The organism is Shewanella sp. 10N.286.54.B9 (assembly GCF_041468565.1).
In the GTDB taxonomy this organism is placed as follows: Bacteria; Pseudomonadota; Gammaproteobacteria; order Enterobacterales; family Shewanellaceae; genus Shewanella.
On record NZ_JBFRIY010000014.1, the window covers coordinates 84,430 to 99,780 of the forward strand.

The window sequence follows — 15,351 nt, forward strand, 5'->3', positions numbered from 1 at the left end:
TTATGTGATGTTCGTCTTTGAGTGATTGCTAATCTTTTGCTAACCTCGTTTGCAATTAGGATAGAAAGAAAACAACGGAATGGACTAAATATTGATGAAGCAGACTGAACATAATTAAAGGTTAGGCATTACATGAAAAAGACTTTAGTAGCATCGGCTTTGGCCGCAGTGATCTTTGTACCAACAGCATCAGCAATCGAAATCTATAAAGACAGTAAAAACGCAGTTGAAATTGGCGGCTTCATTGATGCTCGAATCATTAACACTCAGGGTGATACTCAAGTCGTAAACGGCGCTTCACGCATTAACTTCGGTTTTACTCGTGAAATGAGCGACGGTTGGAAGGCCTACACCAAACTAGAATGGGGCGTAAACCCATTCGGTAACAGTTCAATTGCTTATAGCAGTGAAAGTAACTTTGAATCACAAAGCAGCGATTTTCTAAATAACCGTTTAGGTTATGTTGGTCTAAGCCACGATACTTATGGTTCTATCACTATCGGTAAGCAGTGGGGCGCATGGTACGATGTTGTTTACAACACCAACTATGGTTTCGTGTGGGATGGTAATGCTTCTGGTACATACACTTATAACAAAGCTGACGGTGCAGTAAATGGTACTGGTCGTGGCGATAAGACTGTTCAATACCGTAACGCTTTTGGTGATTTCAGCTTTGCGCTACAGGCACAGCTAAAGCAGGACAGTTTCGATGTAGATGAAGAACAAGATGGTTCTTCTCCTATTTTGCCAACGGCTAACTTTATGGCTGTTAAAGCGATTGGCACCAATACTACTGATGCTGTAACAAAAGTTGAATACAACTACACCTACGGTGGTGCGGCAACTTATAACGTTACTGACAAGCTAACACTTACCGCTGGTTTCAACTTAGGTGAGTTTGAAGCTACAACATCAGCAGGCCAGCGTTTCACTGAAACAGATTCTATTTATGGTGCTGGTATCACTTGGGGCAACTGGGACGGCGCAGGCTTCTACGGCGCTGCAAACGTTAACAAGCAAGAGTTCCATGATACAGATAACCTAGGTCGCATGCTTCCAGAAGCTTGGGGTGTAGAATCACTGTTTTCATACAAGTTTGATAACGGTATCCGTACCTTCGTTTCTTACAACATTTTAGATGCCGGTGACGAGTATGAAGCCGCATACAATGGTGATGTGTTTAAACGCCAGTTCGCAGTTGCAGGTGTTCACTATGTTTGGGATTCAAACACTGTGCTTTACCTAGAAGGCCGTAAAGACTTTAGTGACTTCACTAGCGCAGATAAAAAGCAACAAGCTGCGATGGAAATCTCAGAAGACGACGGTATCGCAATTGGTATTCGTTACACGCTGTAACGCTTAACGACAGTTTCAATTTTAAAAGCCAGTAACTTATGTTACTGGCTTTTTTGTTACCTTCAATTCGAGGTTGTAAAGAAGGGTAATCTTAAAATTCTGATTGTTAATCAATCATTGAATGCATACTGCAACTTGAACCGCTTTAGCCACACATTACCTCTATCCGTGCAGCTTCTAACCTGACAGAAGCCTCTCTACTTTAACCATAAGTGACTAACGTGCTAAATCTATAGAAGGCGATTGATAGGCATGCCCTGGTTTTCGTTTCGAATTATATTTAGAAGAGTGACAAGCTTGTAACATGGCTGTTCGCTGCTTGATTTTTGGGCAGCTAGTACGTTTTAGATAAAAAAATGTATTTTTTTATCTTGGATTGAGTGCTGGAAGGTTTACTTCTTTATTTACAGTGACTTATTTCTGTTTATTGTTTTTGGAAAGTGAACACTAATCCGTAACAATATGTTTACGTATGGGGTGTTAGCTCGAAAAAGAGGAGGTTATTTATAGGAGGGAATAAACAAATATTGACTGTATGTGTCACTGACTTTTACGTTGTTTTTCATATTTCCTATCGAACTTCACTATTATTTTTTATCACTTAATTTGCATAAGGTACAACTTTCGACTTCTTTTTTGTGGTTTTTTATTCGTTATTTTACAGTCGCTTAGGCTTAACGTTTTGCGCAGGGAAGAAGTGTTCTGTACTTTTGTTGATGTTAATTATCTAACACCAGCCTTTTAGTTTTACCTTTATGTTTAGTCAGCATTAGCGGCTCAGGCTGTTCCCCTTATTTAGTATAAACGCATGAATGCAACTTTAAAGTTACAACCTTTGCGTGACATTGAGAGCTTTGTTGTAAAAATGTTTCGGTTGTGTTTTTATTTGTGTGCAAATAAGGCTGAGTGTAACTTTTTGTTAATAATTTGGTCTGTTTGTATAAAACAATAAAAGAAAGTCCAGGGAGATTTACAATGTATAAGAATAACTTACTAGCTAATTCAGTGCGTATCGCACTAGTTAGTGGTGCTATGACGGCTGCTTTTACTGCTCCAGCAGCATTCGCAGCGGAAGAAGATACTGTAGAGCGTATCGAAGTAACAGGTTCGCGTATTAAGCGTACTGACCTAGAGTCGGCATCGCCAATGACCACAATCACAGCTGAGCAAATGGCTGTTCAAGGTATCCAAGATGTTGGTCAGTTCCTTCAAAATAGTGCCGTGATGTCAGGTTCTCCTGCTATGACCACTACTAACAATGGCGGTAATGGTGGTACATTCGTAGAACTTCGTGGTTTGGGTTCATCTCGTACATTGGTACTAGTTAACGGTCGCCGTCCTGTATCTTCGGACTTCCAATCTATTCCTAGTTCAATGATTGAGCGTATTGAGGTTCTTAAAGACGGTGCTTCAGCTACTTACGGTGCTGATGCCGTAGCTGGTGTTGTGAACATTATTACTCGTCGTGATTTTGAAGGGATTGAAGCTACATTCCAGACAAGTAATTCTTTTGATGTTGATACAAATAAACAGAACAGCTTTAGTTTAGTTGCAGGTAAAGCATTTGAGGATGGTCACTTCACTGTTGGTGTTGACTACGTGAAACAAGATCCTGTTTACCAAGGTGACAGTGACGTTGATTTCTTGAACAACCCATGGGTTATCTTTGGTGAAGCTGATGAACTGTCTTTCTGGCAAAATGGCCTGATTGGTGAAGGCCCTGATTCTAACGCATATTTCCTAGGTAGTGGTTCTACGCCTTGTGGTCAATATTATCTTGCATCAGGTCCAAACCAGACTAACGGTAAGTGTGACGGTGGTATTGCTGAACTTGGTGACTTCCGTGATTTTACTGATGCAGATACTTATAACTACAACCCTGTAAACTACATGCAGACGCCTTACGAAAAACTAAACTTTTTCGCAGAAGGTCACTTTGATTTTAATGAAAATGTTTCGGTTTATTCTGAAACTCGTCTTAACCATCGTAAGTCTCGTCAAGAGTTAGCAGCAGTTCCATATGATACTCGTTATGATCCTGCATATTCAGGAACGACTCCAGACGGCACTTCATTTAATGGCGTATCTCGTGACAACTACTATAACCCATTTGGTGAAGACGTTCTGCGTTCACGTCGTCGTATGCTTGAAGGCGGACGTAGCTTTGAACAAGATGTTACACGTTTCCAGCAAGTTATCGGTTTTGAAGGTGATATTGGTGAGAGCTATTATTACGACGTAAACTATAACTATGGTCATAGTTCAACAGCTTCGACTGACTTTGGTCAGCTATACGGTCCAAACCTGTCTAAAGCGATGGGGCCATCTTTTAAAGATGCTGATGGCAATATCGTATGTGGTACCGCTGATGCCCCAATCGCAGATTGTGTATCAATGAATGTGTTTGGTGGTCCTGGTTCAATTACACAAGATATGCTTGATTATGTATCAGCGCCTCTAATTGACTCTTCAACTTACACGCTTCAAACTGTTACGGCGTTCGTTGGTGGTGACTTAATCGAAGCTCCAGCAGGCACTATTTCTGGTGGCGTAGGTTACGAATACCGTAAAGAAGAGCTAAATGCTGTTAATGATTCTGGTAAGTTCATGGGTGAAGTTACTGGTAACAAAGGTAAAGGCACATCGGGTTCTCTAGAAGTTAACAGTCTATTCGGTGAGTTCGTAATCCCTGTATTAGCTGAACTACCAGGTGTTGAGCGTTTAGACGTTAAAGCTGGTGTTCGTTGGGATGATTTCGATGCGTTTGATGCTGCAACGACTTACCAATTAGGTCTTGAGTGGGGAATTATCGACGGTCTACTATTCCGTAGTACTTACGGTACAGTATTTAGAGCTCCTGGTATTAGCTCTCTATACGCTCCTGAGTCAGATTCATTCCCAAGTGCAATTGACCCATGTGGTTCTGGTAACTGGGGCAACCTAGACGGTACTCAACAAGGTAACTGTATGGCTGATGGCGTACCATCAGGCGGTAGCGGAAACAATGATGCACAACAGCTAGCTCAGGTTGGTGGTAACCCTCTTCTACAACCAGAAGAAGGTGATACATTTACTGTCGGTGTTGCTTATTCACCAAACTTTGTTGACGGTTTAGGTCTTACTGTAGATTACTGGGCTATTGAATTAGATGATGTTATTGATTCAATCAGCGCTGGCGACTCGCTAAATGGTTGTTATTTAGGTGGTGTTGCAGCACTTTGTGATAATATTGAGCGTACTAACGGCGAGCTATCTTACATTTCAGAGAAATCAACTAACCTTAGTCGTATGACTGCAAAAGGTTTAGATATCGAAGCTAATTACGCTCTAGAAGCATTAGCGGGTGATTTCGCCTTTAACCTATCTTGGACTCACTTCCTTGAGCGTGAAAACCAAGTTTACAATGCATCAACTAATACATTTGAAATGGAAGACCTTAATGGTCGATTCGATAATGATACTAGCTATGCAACAGATAAGCTTAACTTTACTGCTGGTTACACGTGGGAAGATTTGTCAGTTAACTACAACATGAACTATATCTCAGGTCTAGAGTATGAAGAGTTAACTTACTGGGGAACAACTCCAAATGACCCAACAGATCTTGATAAAGGAAATCATGTTTACAAGGTTGATTCATTTGTTTATCACGATGTAACTGTTGCATACAATTTCGATTTTGGTACTAAGCTAAGTGTTGGTGTAACTAACATTACAGATGAACTACCTCCTTACATTGAACCTGCCTTTAATGGTAGTACAGATGAAAGTACGTACCGTTTGTTCGGACGTAGCTGGTTTGTTCGAATTAACCAGAAGTTCTAAATCGATAATTATATAAAATAAGCTTTAATAATATAAACCGCCAATCTAAAGATTGGCGGTTTTTTTTCATCTGTTGTTCGGCTTTTTCCTGAATAGTGTCTGAAGGTTAGTCTCTGGCTAGATGGCAACAAAATATAAGTTTTTGCTTTGCAGAAAGAGAAGTTGCAGCATTGCTTTTTTAATTGAATTGCAAATGGCTTCCATTTTGGAAAAGAAAGTGAATGTTTACACTCCATTTAAATAGATCATGTAGCAATTAAGTTGGCTCGTCGTTGTTAGCACAATGTGGGCATTAACAACCATCCTAGGAAAAGTCTGCGGATGCTGTAACCAGAGGAAAGTTATATGGTATGAGCGGGAATCTAGTCATAGATTCTTTGTTTTGCCTTTGATGGAAACGTATCACTTGAATTGAATGCTCATCGTAAAAAACAAGCCTATTTATTATCTCAGTCCTAATTTTATAAAACTTCCGCGAGTAAAAGTGGGTAACTTGTCAGCAGTACACTTTCATCGTTAAGAAAACCATTCATGGTAATACCAGCTTTAGGTTGCGAAAATGTTAAATTCAATACTGGTTGGCGATTTTTTTATTTAACTCTATTTTTCAGTGTGATAGGTGTTGTCTTTATCGACTTATAGCTAAACATAATGCTAGCTTAAGTAACTAAATAGGTATAAAACACCCCTTTTGCTTGTTTTATATCCTGTAAGCTTTCTTTTCAACAGTTTTAGCTGATTCCAAATGTTGACACAGGTCAACATTTTGTGAAATGATGCCAGCGGGTCTACATCCTCGAAGGTGTAGAAAAGGGAAGATAATAATTAACAATCACAATAGAAAGACGAGCTTAGGCACTGGGAACTAAAGCAGAATAAGCGTACGCACCCTGTTGTCGATAAGTTAAAGCTTTTTTAATCACTTCAAATTGGTTGGGAACTATGTCCAAGGTAAGTAATAAAACAAAGATCGCTACAGCGCTAATTGGCGCGCTAGCCCTAGCAGGCAGTAACCTAGTGATGGCTGATCCTCTTTCTGATGTTCAGAAAGCAGACAGTAAAATTCACGCTGAAGCAGCGACATCTCAGAAGAAAGTTGATAAGTATTTTGACCAAGCTCAGGACATGTTGTTCGAGTATGGTTCAGTTGCTGACGAGCGTGAGTCACTAAAATCTTATAACGACTATGTAGCTGGCTTGGTTGCAGACCAAGAAGCTACCATGAAATCTATTCAAGATGACATCAACGGTGTTGATGCATTACGTCAAGGCGTTGTGCCATTGATGTTTAAGATGGTTGATGCGTTAGAGCAGTTTGTTGCTCTTGATCTGCCATTTAACACTGAAACACGTGTAGAGCGTGTTCAAAATCTTAAGAACCTTCTTAATAGCGCTGAAGTTACACTTGCTGAAAAGTATCGTCTAATTCTAGATGCATACTCAATTGAGCGTGAGTACGGTAGTTTCGTAGCAGTTAAAACGGGTCAGCTAGAGCTTGATGGTAAAGAAGTGCTTGTTGACTTCTTCAACCTAGGCCGTGTCGCTCTATATGCACAAAGCTTAGACGGTAAGTCAGCTTGGATGTATAACGATGAAACAAAAGGTTGGGACGCATTAGATGATAGCTATCTGCGTGAACTGACTAAAGGTATCCGAATTGCACGTAAACAGGGTGCTCCGGATCTATTCTCGTTACCAATTCCTGCTGCGGAGGCTGCACAATAATGAAGAAGTTAATTACTACAGCAATCGTTGCTGCGAGCCTGACATTAACTGCAGGTTTTGCTAGTGCTGCTGATGCACCAAAAACAATCGATCAACTACTTAACCAAGTTAAAGTTGACCGTGCGAATGCATCTAAGACTAACGCAAAGCGTGAGCAAGAGTTCAAAAACGAGCGTGGTGATAAAGCTGCACTGTTAAAGCGTGAGAAAAATGCTTTAGCTGCAGAGCGTCAACGCGGTAAAGACTTAAACCAAGCTTTCTTGGACAATGAGCGTAAAATTGGCCAGTTAGAAGAAGATTTGAAAACAGCTCAAGGTGACTTGGGTGAGATGTTCGGTGTTGTTAAAGGTGATGCAGGTGATTTCGCTGGTAAGCTAGGCGGCTCAAACATCTCTGCACAGTACCCTGGTCGTGACGTATTTATTGCTGACCTTGGTGCTCGTAAGCAATTGCCTAAAATTGACGAACTAGAGCGTTTCTGGGAAGAGCAGCTGTTTGAAATGGCTGAATCTGGAAAAGTTGTTAAGTTTGACGGTTCAGTAACAGGCATCGACGGTAGTGTTACTAACACAACAATTACTCGTGTTGGTCCTTTCAACCTACTTGCTGATGGTAAGTACGTTGTTTATAACGCTGACCTAGGCCTAGTTCAGGAGCTATCACAGCAACCTGACGGTTACCAAGTAAGCCCAGTAGCTAAGTTTGAAGCAACGACTTCAGGCACTGCTAAGCTTTATATTGACCCTGTTAAAGGTGTTCTACTGAATATCTTTACGCAGAAAGCAACAATCGAAGAGCGTATCGAAGCGGGTGGAACAATTGGTTACATCATTATCGGTCTACTTGTTCTTGGTGCTCTAATCTCTATCGAGCGTTTAGTTACTCTTGGTGTTGTTGGCGCTAAAGTGAACGCACAACGTAAGAATGTTGAAAACCCTGGTAACAACGCATTAGGTCGTGTACTTAAAGCTTACCAAGACAACAAAGATGTTGATGTTGAAACGCTAGAGCTAAAACTTGACGAAGCAATTCTAAAAGAAACGCCTGCGCTTGAAACTCGTATCTCTATCATTAAGGTTCTAGCGGCTATCGCACCTATGATGGGTCTACTAGGTACTGTAACCGGTATGATTGCAACCTTCCAAAGTATTCAGTTGTTTGGTACGGGTGATCCTAAGCTAATGGCTGGTGGTATCTCTATGGCGCTTATGACAACGGTACAAGGTCTTGTTGCTGCTCTACCACTTATGCTTATGCATGCAGTAGTTATCGCACGTAGCAAGTCAATCGTACAAGTTCTAGAAGAGCAAAGTGCGGGCATTGTTGCTACTCACGCTGAGAAGAGGAAAGCCTAATGTTATTCCTGATGGATATCTGGGATTCCGTCAGGGGCTTCATGGCCTCCGGGGGCGACGTCCTCTGGCTGGTTGCGGCTGTATTGTTTGTCATGTGGGTATTGATGCTTGAACGCTACTGGTATCTAAATTGGGTATCACCAAAAGAGCACAAAGCAATCATTAGCGCATGGGAAGCACGAGAGGATTCAACCTCTTGGTATGCTCACCGCATCCGTGAAGCTTGGGTATCCCAAGCGAAGCAAGATTTAACCGCACGTATGCTGTTAATCAAAACGCTAGTAGCAATCTGTCCTATGATAGGTCTACTAGGTACCGTAACCGGTATGATTTCAGTATTCGATGTGATGGCAGTTCATGGGACGAGTAATGCTCGTATGATGGCAGCTGGTATTTCAATGGCAACCATGCCGACAATGGCGGGAATGGTTGCAGCATTATCGGGAGTATTCTTCAGTACTCGCCTTGATGCAAAAATGAAAATCAGTTTAGCAAAGCTAAAAGACAGCATGCCTCACCACTAGAGAGAGATTGAACATGGCACGTAGAAAGCATTCAAGCGTAGACGAAGAAGCTGAGATTGATATGACACCGATGCTCGACATCGTGTTTATCATGCTGATCTTCTTTATTGTAACAACCTCGTTTGTAAAGCCATCAGGCCTTGACTATAACAAGCCTGAAGCATCACAAGCGACTAAGAAGCCTTCAGCTAACATCTTTATTGGTGTGAGCAAGACTGGTGTCATCATGATGGAAAACCGTCAAGTTGATATCGAGCGTGTAACTGCAAACGTAGAACGTATGCTTGCAGAAGCGCCTGAGGCTGCAGTATTAATTCAAGCAGACCAAGAAGCTAAACATGGTTTAGTGGTTAAGGTTCTGGATAACGTTAAAGCTGCGGGTATCGATAAGATATCTGTATCGGCGGGGAACGAATAATATGCTGAGAGGAATAGTATCATTCATTGTTGGTGGTGCTGTGACTTTTGCTTTGTTTGTCTTCATGGCATTTTTGGTAGGTGGCGGTCCAACCCGCCACGATTCCTCGACAGAAACACCTGTCATTGAAATCACCATGAACAAAGATGATGCATCAGCGCAGAAAAAGCCAAGGGTTAAGCCTAAACCGCCTACGCCCCCAGAGCAGCCGCCAAAGCCGGATACTACGCCACCAGATAGTTCATCTGACATAGATACAAATATGTCATTTAACATGGGTGGAGTGGATGCTGGCGGAGCTAACACTGGATTTAAACTGGGTAATATGATGACACGTGATGGCGATGCTACGCCTATCGTGCGAATTGAACCTCAGTATCCAATTGCAGCAGCACGAGATGGTAAAGAAGGCTGGGTACAGCTAAGCTTTACCATTAACGAACTGGGTGGCGTTGAAGATGTAAAAGTCATTAAAGCTCAACCAAAGCGTATCTTTGATAAAGAAGCTCGTCGCGCACTGAAAAAGTGGAAGTACAAGCCTAGAATTATCGATGGTAAAGCGCAAAGGGTACCAGGTCAGACTGTACAACTTGATTTCACTTTAGATAAAGGAGGCAGATAATTATGCGTAAAGTTAATACTATCGCAGCCGCCTTATTGCTTACTCTAGGCGGAAGCCTTGCTATCGTGCCTGCTGTCTCCGCAGCAGAGAAATGCCCGATAGAAAAGCGTAAATCTAAAGCTGTTGGTCAAAGTGTTGCTAAAAAGGTGCAGAAATCTTTTGATGCCTATACCGAAGGCAATATTGACGAAGCACTTGCGATCTTGCTTGAAGCTAACCCTAAAAATGATTTTGATAAAGCATATGTCGCGAGAATGTTGGGCAACTTCTATGCTGAAAAAGGTCAGATGAAAACCGCTGTTAAGTATTTAAAAACAGCGGTTGATGCCGATATTTTAGGTGGTGTTGACCATGCAGGAACTCAAAGACTTTACGCTGATCTCTTGATTCAAGAGAAGAAGTTTAAAGAATCAATTCCAGCTTATTACAGCTGGATGGAGTTTACTTGTAAGGAAGACGCACAAGTCTATCGTCGTATCGGTATTGCATATTCTGAACAAAAGCAGTGGGATGACGTTCTTAAAGTTGCTGATAAAGGTTTAGCTATTTCTGACAAGCCAGATAAAGGTTTGTATCAGATGAAGTTGACTGCTTATTTCAACAAAAAGGATTACAAAGCAGCGGTTAAAGTACTTGAAACAATGGTGCCATTGTTCCAAGAAGATAAGCGCCTTTGGGTTCAGCTCGCTCAGTTCTATCTTATGACCGAAGACTTCACCAAGTCGCTAGCGACTTATGACTTAGCTTACAAGAATGGATTTTTGGAAACTGCGGGTAACATTCAACGTTTAACGCAGTTATTAGCACAGAATGGTTCGCCATACCGCGCTGCTCAAATCTATGCTAAGCATATGAAGTCTGGTTTAGTTAAAGAAGATGAGAAAACGCTAACCATCTTGGCTGGTTTTTACCATAACGCTAAGGAGCTGAAAGAGGCTGCTGCGACTTATGGTAAAGCTGCTGCGATAGATAATGATGGTAAGCTTTACCTCCGCCAAGGACGTATTTTGTCTCTGGATGGAAAAAGCAAACCGGCAATTGCAGCACTTAAGAAAGCACTTGATGCTGGCGTTAAGAGCCCAGGTGAAGTTCAGTTTGAACTTGCACTCGCTTACCTTAACTTGAAGCAGTATAAGAGCGCATACAAGTATGCAAAACTTGCAGCAAACGACAAGAAAACAGGTCGTGCAGCTAAAAGTTATATCTCTTACATTAAAGAAAAAGCACGTGTTCACAACGTAACGCTTTAACTTTAACGAGTGAAAAAAAGCCTCTTGATAGAGGCTTTTTTTATTGCTGCAATAAATGAAACTGAAGGAAATATCGCTTAAATGTACTTATAGAAGCAGAGTATTAGGCTCAAAGTTTAATGAGTTGACCTGCTCCAGAGTGATTATCACGCATGCTGAGGCTTTGCTGCTCGACGGTTTCAAACAGCGTTTCAGGGTATTTATTAGCAGAGGGCAGACAGATGCAACCATTAAGCTCATAGGATATTTCAGTATGCGATTGGTTCTGATAGGTTTTATTGAATTCGGCTATATTATGCTCTACACGCTCGACAACAACCTTAGCACCGTGAATATCTGTTTCAAAAATACCTAACGCAAATGATTGATTATTTATCCTAGCGAGCAGATCTGTAGTGCGCATTAACGCCTGTTGAACCTGCTTCATGAATAATTCTAACAATTGAGGTTGGGAAATAGTTTCATGAATGTGCGGGCATAGATACAATAAGGCCAGACTTTGGTGGTCGCGTATATGGCGATGCCATTCACGATTGAATACTTCCATGAAATAGGTTTGGTTATATACGCCAGTTTCAGGATCTCTAAAACCAGAATTACTAAAAGAGTAAATCATGAGTCACTCCTATACGACTGATGGTTAAGTATAGAAAAGATCGCTCACTTACATTGAATAAAAGGAAGATTTGGAATGAAAAAGGCGATAGTCGCATTGTCCATAAGCATGGCACTTGCTATGACAGGTTGTGGTGAAAAATCAAACAGTCAATTAAATGAAATAGATACAGCTAAGACTCCTGTCGCTAGCCAAGAGCAGACCGTTGAGCAAGCGTACTTATTATTAGTCGATAAATTTTTCAAAGATCTACTAAAACTTGAACCTATTTATGCAACTTTTGTTGGTGTTAATGACTTCAACGACCAATTCGGCGACGGTTTGTCAGACGAGTACCTTACTAAGCGCCACAATTTAAATAAACGTTACTTGGCTGAAGTTAAAAAGTTAGATCGCAATCAGTTACCTGTAGATCTTAGACTAAGTTATGACATGTTTACTTATGATCGTAATGTTGCCCTAGCTGATGAGACATTCCCGAACCACTTTATGCCGATGAACCAGTTTTACAGCACTGTGATCAGTATGGTTCAGTTGGGGAGCGGCGAAAGCGCGCAACCATTTAAAACGGTAGAAGATTATCGGAATTGGGAAAAGCGTCTGCTTGGTTTTATCGAGTGGATGAAGCAAGCACAAGTGCGTATGAATGAAGGGATTGAGAGCAAAGTTGTGTTACCGCGAGTGCTAGTCGATCGCATTATCCCACAGCTGACTGCTCAGTTAGTTGCTAAGCCAGAAGATAGTTTGTTTTATACACCTATCAACATGATGCCAGATTCCTTCTCTGCTGAAGATAAAGCAGCGCTAACGGCCGAATATACTGCGCTTGTTGCTGACAAGCTGATCCCCGAAATGACGGCATTGAGAGATTATTTTCAGAATACGTATCTCAAATCTGCACGCGCAAGTGATGGGTGGTGGGGCTTACCAAACGGTAAAGTTTGGTATCAACATTTAGCCAATACTCATACTACAACCACAATGCCTGTTGATGATATCCATAAAATAGGCCTTGAAGAGGTAGCAAGAATACTATCTGAGATGGATAAAGTTCGTCAGCAGGTCGGTTTTAAAGGCGATTTGACCGCTTTCTTCGCATCCCTTTCTTCTGAGCCACAGTATTTCTTTGACGATCGTCAGGGGCTCGTAGATGGCTATATGGCGTTAAAAGATAAGATCAATGTTGAGTTACCTAAATACTTTAACGTCATGCCAAAGGCCGATTATGTAGTTAAACCTGTAGAAAGTTTTAGAGAGAAATCAGCTGCAGGAGCATCTTATGAATCACCGGCTGTTGATGGATCGCGTCCTGGTGTTTTCTATATCAATACCTATAACCTAAAAGCGCAGCCAAAGTGGGGGATGACCACTTTGTCATTACACGAAGCTGCACCAGGACACCACTTCCAGATAGCAATTAAGCAAGAGTTAACTGGTGTACCTGAGTTCCAGCGTTTTGGTGGCTATACCGCTTTTGAAGAGGGCTGGGCACTCTACGCTGAGTATCTAGGGATTGAAATGGGACTTTTTGAAGACCCATATCAATACTTTGGTAAATTATCAGATGAGATGCTTCGTGCGATGCGACTTGTTGTTGATACTGGTTTACACGCCAAGGGCTGGACGCGAGAGCAGGCGATTCAGTACATGATGGATAATTCACCTATGGCTGAGTCTGACATCATTGCCGAAGTAGAACGTTACATGGCAATACCTGGTCAAGCATTGTCTTATAAGGTTGGTCAGCTGAAGATCCTCTCTCTTCGAGCAGAGGCAGAAGAAGCCTTAGGTGATAAGTTCGATCTGAAGGCATTTCATGATCAAATACTGACTTCAGGTTCATTGCCGATGGAAGTGATGGAGCTGAAAGTGAATGAATGGATTGCATCGCAAAAGTAGTTAATTTATGCAGCTTGAGCTGCAGGTAATATAAATACTTTTTAAACCCAGCTTTTATCAATATACTAGCTGGGTTTTTATTTTCTAATGATCGTCAAATATACATAAGTATAGCCCGACAGATTTAACAAACATTTGGAGTTTACTCATGGTACAAGCAACTGCAAGACACTTACTCGTTGAAACAGAAGAAAAATGTGAAGAGCTAAAGCAACAGATTATTGCTGGCGCCGATTTTGGCGATGTAGCTAAAGCTAACTCATCTTGCCCGTCTTCAGCTCAGGGCGGCGATCTAGGCTCATTTGGCCCAGGCATGATGGTTAAAGAGTTTGACGAAGTTGTGTTTAGCGCGCCTCTGAACGAAGTTCAAGGCCCTGTTAAGACTCAGTTTGGTTACCATTTGTTAGAAGTAACAAGCAGAGGCTAAGTAAGCATTTGTTTGTGGTTAAGTAGGACAATATATGCTCGAACTGTACACCGATAGACTTAGATTAAGGAGTGTTGTCAGCAGTGATTGGGACAACTTTCTCTATACTCATTCAAGTGAAGAGTTGAATAAGTATGTGCGTAAACCTCAATCTGAATCGGTAATACGACAAAAGTTCGAGCGTATTATTACACCAAATAATTTGGAAGAAGACGACACGTTATTATTGCTGATTGAAGATGTTCATCAACATTTATTTGTGGGCTTTATTAGCTTGCATAATGTCAGCGAGGCTTTAGGGCAGCTAGAGGTCGGTTATATGTTGCATACGCAGGCCCATGGTCAAGGTTATGCTAGTGAAGCGCTTAACGCATTGGTTGATTGGGTATGCCTAGCGCATAAGCCGCATAAATTGATTGCTCATTGTGCAAACCATAATATAGCGTCCACTAAGGTACTTGATAAGTGTGGTTTTATTCAGGAAGGCTTACTGAGACAAAACTGGAAAGTCGGTGATACATGGCTAGATGAACGCTTATATGGGTTGCTGGTCGCAGAAAGAGTATCATCTCAATAAAAGCTTTCGGGTTGGATGCCAATAGAGTGTTATAATAGCGTCAGTTTAGTTATTTAAAGGCGAATTACAGTGAGTTCAGATACTCCAACGCTGACGTTAATGTCAGGCGAAGAATACATTGAGTTATACAAAGTACTTAAAGTACAAGGAATGATAGGCGGTGGCGGAGAAGCTAAGCATGTTATTTCTGAAGGTATGGTTACTGTTAACGGTGAAGTTGAAACCCGTAAACGTAAAAAAGTGATTGCCGGTGAAGTGGTTAGCTTTAACGGTGAATCTGTGCAGATTATTGCCGAAGCTTAACAATCAAACGAGGTTTATATGCAGTTTCCAGATGATGACAACGGCAAAATGCTTGAAGCGATGGCCGACGCTGGTATCGATCTATCCGTAGCACTTGATGTTGATTTTTTCTTGGTATTCGAAGACCAACGCGATGCAGAGTCTGCGATTGAAGAGTTAGGTAAATCAGACTTAGAAGGTGAGATTGAACTTCTCCTGAATGATGACTCTGGTAAGTGGGAATTGATCGTATGTCTGAATATGATCCCTGCATACGATACGATTGTAGAGCAAGAACTTAGCCTGCATGAGTTTGCACAAGAGTTTGGTGGTGTTACTGATGGCTGGGGCGTAATGCAGCATCAAGAGGGCGACGATGAGTTTGCTGAAGATGACCACGAATGCAGCGACGAGTGTAAACACTAGATTGCGCACAAATTAAGCGTAAAAAGTTAGTTTTAAAAAAGGCCACTTA

14 protein-coding genes are annotated in these 15,351 nt (G+C 41.5%); 13 read left to right on the top strand and 1 reads right to left on the bottom strand.

The features are described from left to right. Positions 1–132 precede the first annotated feature (132 nt). The 8 genes from AB4135_RS04425 (at position 133) to AB4135_RS04460 (ending at position 11,075) form a co-directional block, all read left to right on the top strand. Positions 133–1,356 carry a porin gene (locus AB4135_RS04425; protein WP_371990647.1) on the top strand — a complete coding sequence of 408 codons (1,224 nt, stop codon included), beginning with the start codon at positions 133–135 and terminating at the stop codon, positions 1,354–1,356. 975 nt (positions 1,357–2,331) lie between these two features. Beyond that, positions 2,332–5,181: a TonB-dependent receptor domain-containing protein gene (locus AB4135_RS04430; protein ID WP_371990649.1), complete on the top strand. Its 2,850-nt coding sequence runs from the start codon at positions 2,332–2,334 to the stop codon at positions 5,179–5,181. A 942-nt stretch (positions 5,182–6,123) separates the two neighbouring features. Further along, positions 6,124–6,906, top strand: coding sequence for a DUF3450 domain-containing protein (locus AB4135_RS04435; RefSeq protein ID WP_371990650.1), 783 nt, complete (start codon positions 6,124–6,126; stop codon positions 6,904–6,906). Further along, on the top strand, positions 6,906–8,261 hold the full coding sequence (locus tag AB4135_RS04440; protein ID WP_371990652.1) for a MotA/TolQ/ExbB proton channel family protein: 1,356 nt from the start codon (positions 6,906–6,908) through the stop codon (positions 8,259–8,261). Before AB4135_RS04435 ends, AB4135_RS04440 begins: the two co-directional genes overlap by 1 nt. After that, entirely contained in the window at positions 8,261–8,785 is a 525-nt protein-coding gene (locus tag AB4135_RS04445; protein ID WP_371990654.1) for a MotA/TolQ/ExbB proton channel family protein, read from the top strand. The genes AB4135_RS04440 and AB4135_RS04445 overlap by 1 nt, the downstream gene beginning before the upstream one ends. Positions 8,786–8,798: 13 nt before the next feature. Then, the gene (locus tag AB4135_RS04450) at positions 8,799–9,203 is read left to right on the top strand and encodes a biopolymer transporter ExbD (protein ID WP_020913264.1); all 405 of its coding nucleotides are present in this window, start codon (positions 8,799–8,801) and stop codon (positions 9,201–9,203) included. 1 nt (position 9,204) lies between these two features. Then, on the top strand, positions 9,205–9,825 hold the full coding sequence (locus AB4135_RS04455) for an energy transducer TonB (protein ID WP_371990656.1): 621 nt from the start codon (positions 9,205–9,207) through the stop codon (positions 9,823–9,825). Between the two features lie 2 nt (positions 9,826–9,827). After that, positions 9,828–11,075 carry a tetratricopeptide repeat protein gene (locus AB4135_RS04460; RefSeq protein WP_371990657.1) on the top strand — a complete coding sequence of 416 codons (1,248 nt, stop codon included), beginning with the start codon at positions 9,828–9,830 and terminating at the stop codon, positions 11,073–11,075. A gap of 109 nt (positions 11,076–11,184) precedes the next feature. Here AB4135_RS04460 and AB4135_RS04465 read toward each other — a convergent pair whose 3' ends face one another. Beyond that, complete coding sequence (locus AB4135_RS04465) at positions 11,185–11,691, bottom strand: diguanylate cyclase domain-containing protein (RefSeq protein WP_371990659.1); 507 nt, start codon at positions 11,689–11,691, stop codon at positions 11,185–11,187. 75 nt (positions 11,692–11,766) lie between these two features. Here AB4135_RS04465 and AB4135_RS04470 point away from each other — a divergent pair, with 75 nt between their 5' ends. From AB4135_RS04470 to AB4135_RS04490, 5 genes are all read left to right on the top strand, one after another. Beyond that, entirely contained in the window at positions 11,767–13,590 is a 1,824-nt protein-coding gene (locus tag AB4135_RS04470; RefSeq protein WP_371990661.1) for a DUF885 family protein, read from the top strand. A gap of 148 nt (positions 13,591–13,738) precedes the next feature. Further along, on the top strand, positions 13,739–14,017 hold the full coding sequence (locus AB4135_RS04475; RefSeq protein WP_220736770.1) for a peptidylprolyl isomerase: 279 nt from the start codon (positions 13,739–13,741) through the stop codon (positions 14,015–14,017). Positions 14,018–14,051: 34 nt separating this feature from the next. After that, on the top strand, positions 14,052–14,594 hold the full coding sequence (locus tag AB4135_RS04480; protein WP_371990663.1) for a GNAT family N-acetyltransferase: 543 nt from the start codon (positions 14,052–14,054) through the stop codon (positions 14,592–14,594). Positions 14,595–14,693: 99 nt separating this feature from the next. Beyond that, positions 14,694–14,897, top strand: a complete 204-nt coding sequence (locus AB4135_RS04485; protein ID WP_371990718.1) for an RNA-binding S4 domain-containing protein — start codon at positions 14,694–14,696, stop codon at positions 14,895–14,897. 18 nt (positions 14,898–14,915) lie between these two features. Next, a complete protein-coding gene (locus tag AB4135_RS04490; protein WP_371990665.1) occupies positions 14,916–15,302 on the top strand; it encodes a ribonuclease E inhibitor RraB in 387 nt (128 codons plus the stop codon). Positions 15,303–15,351 lie beyond the last annotated feature (49 nt).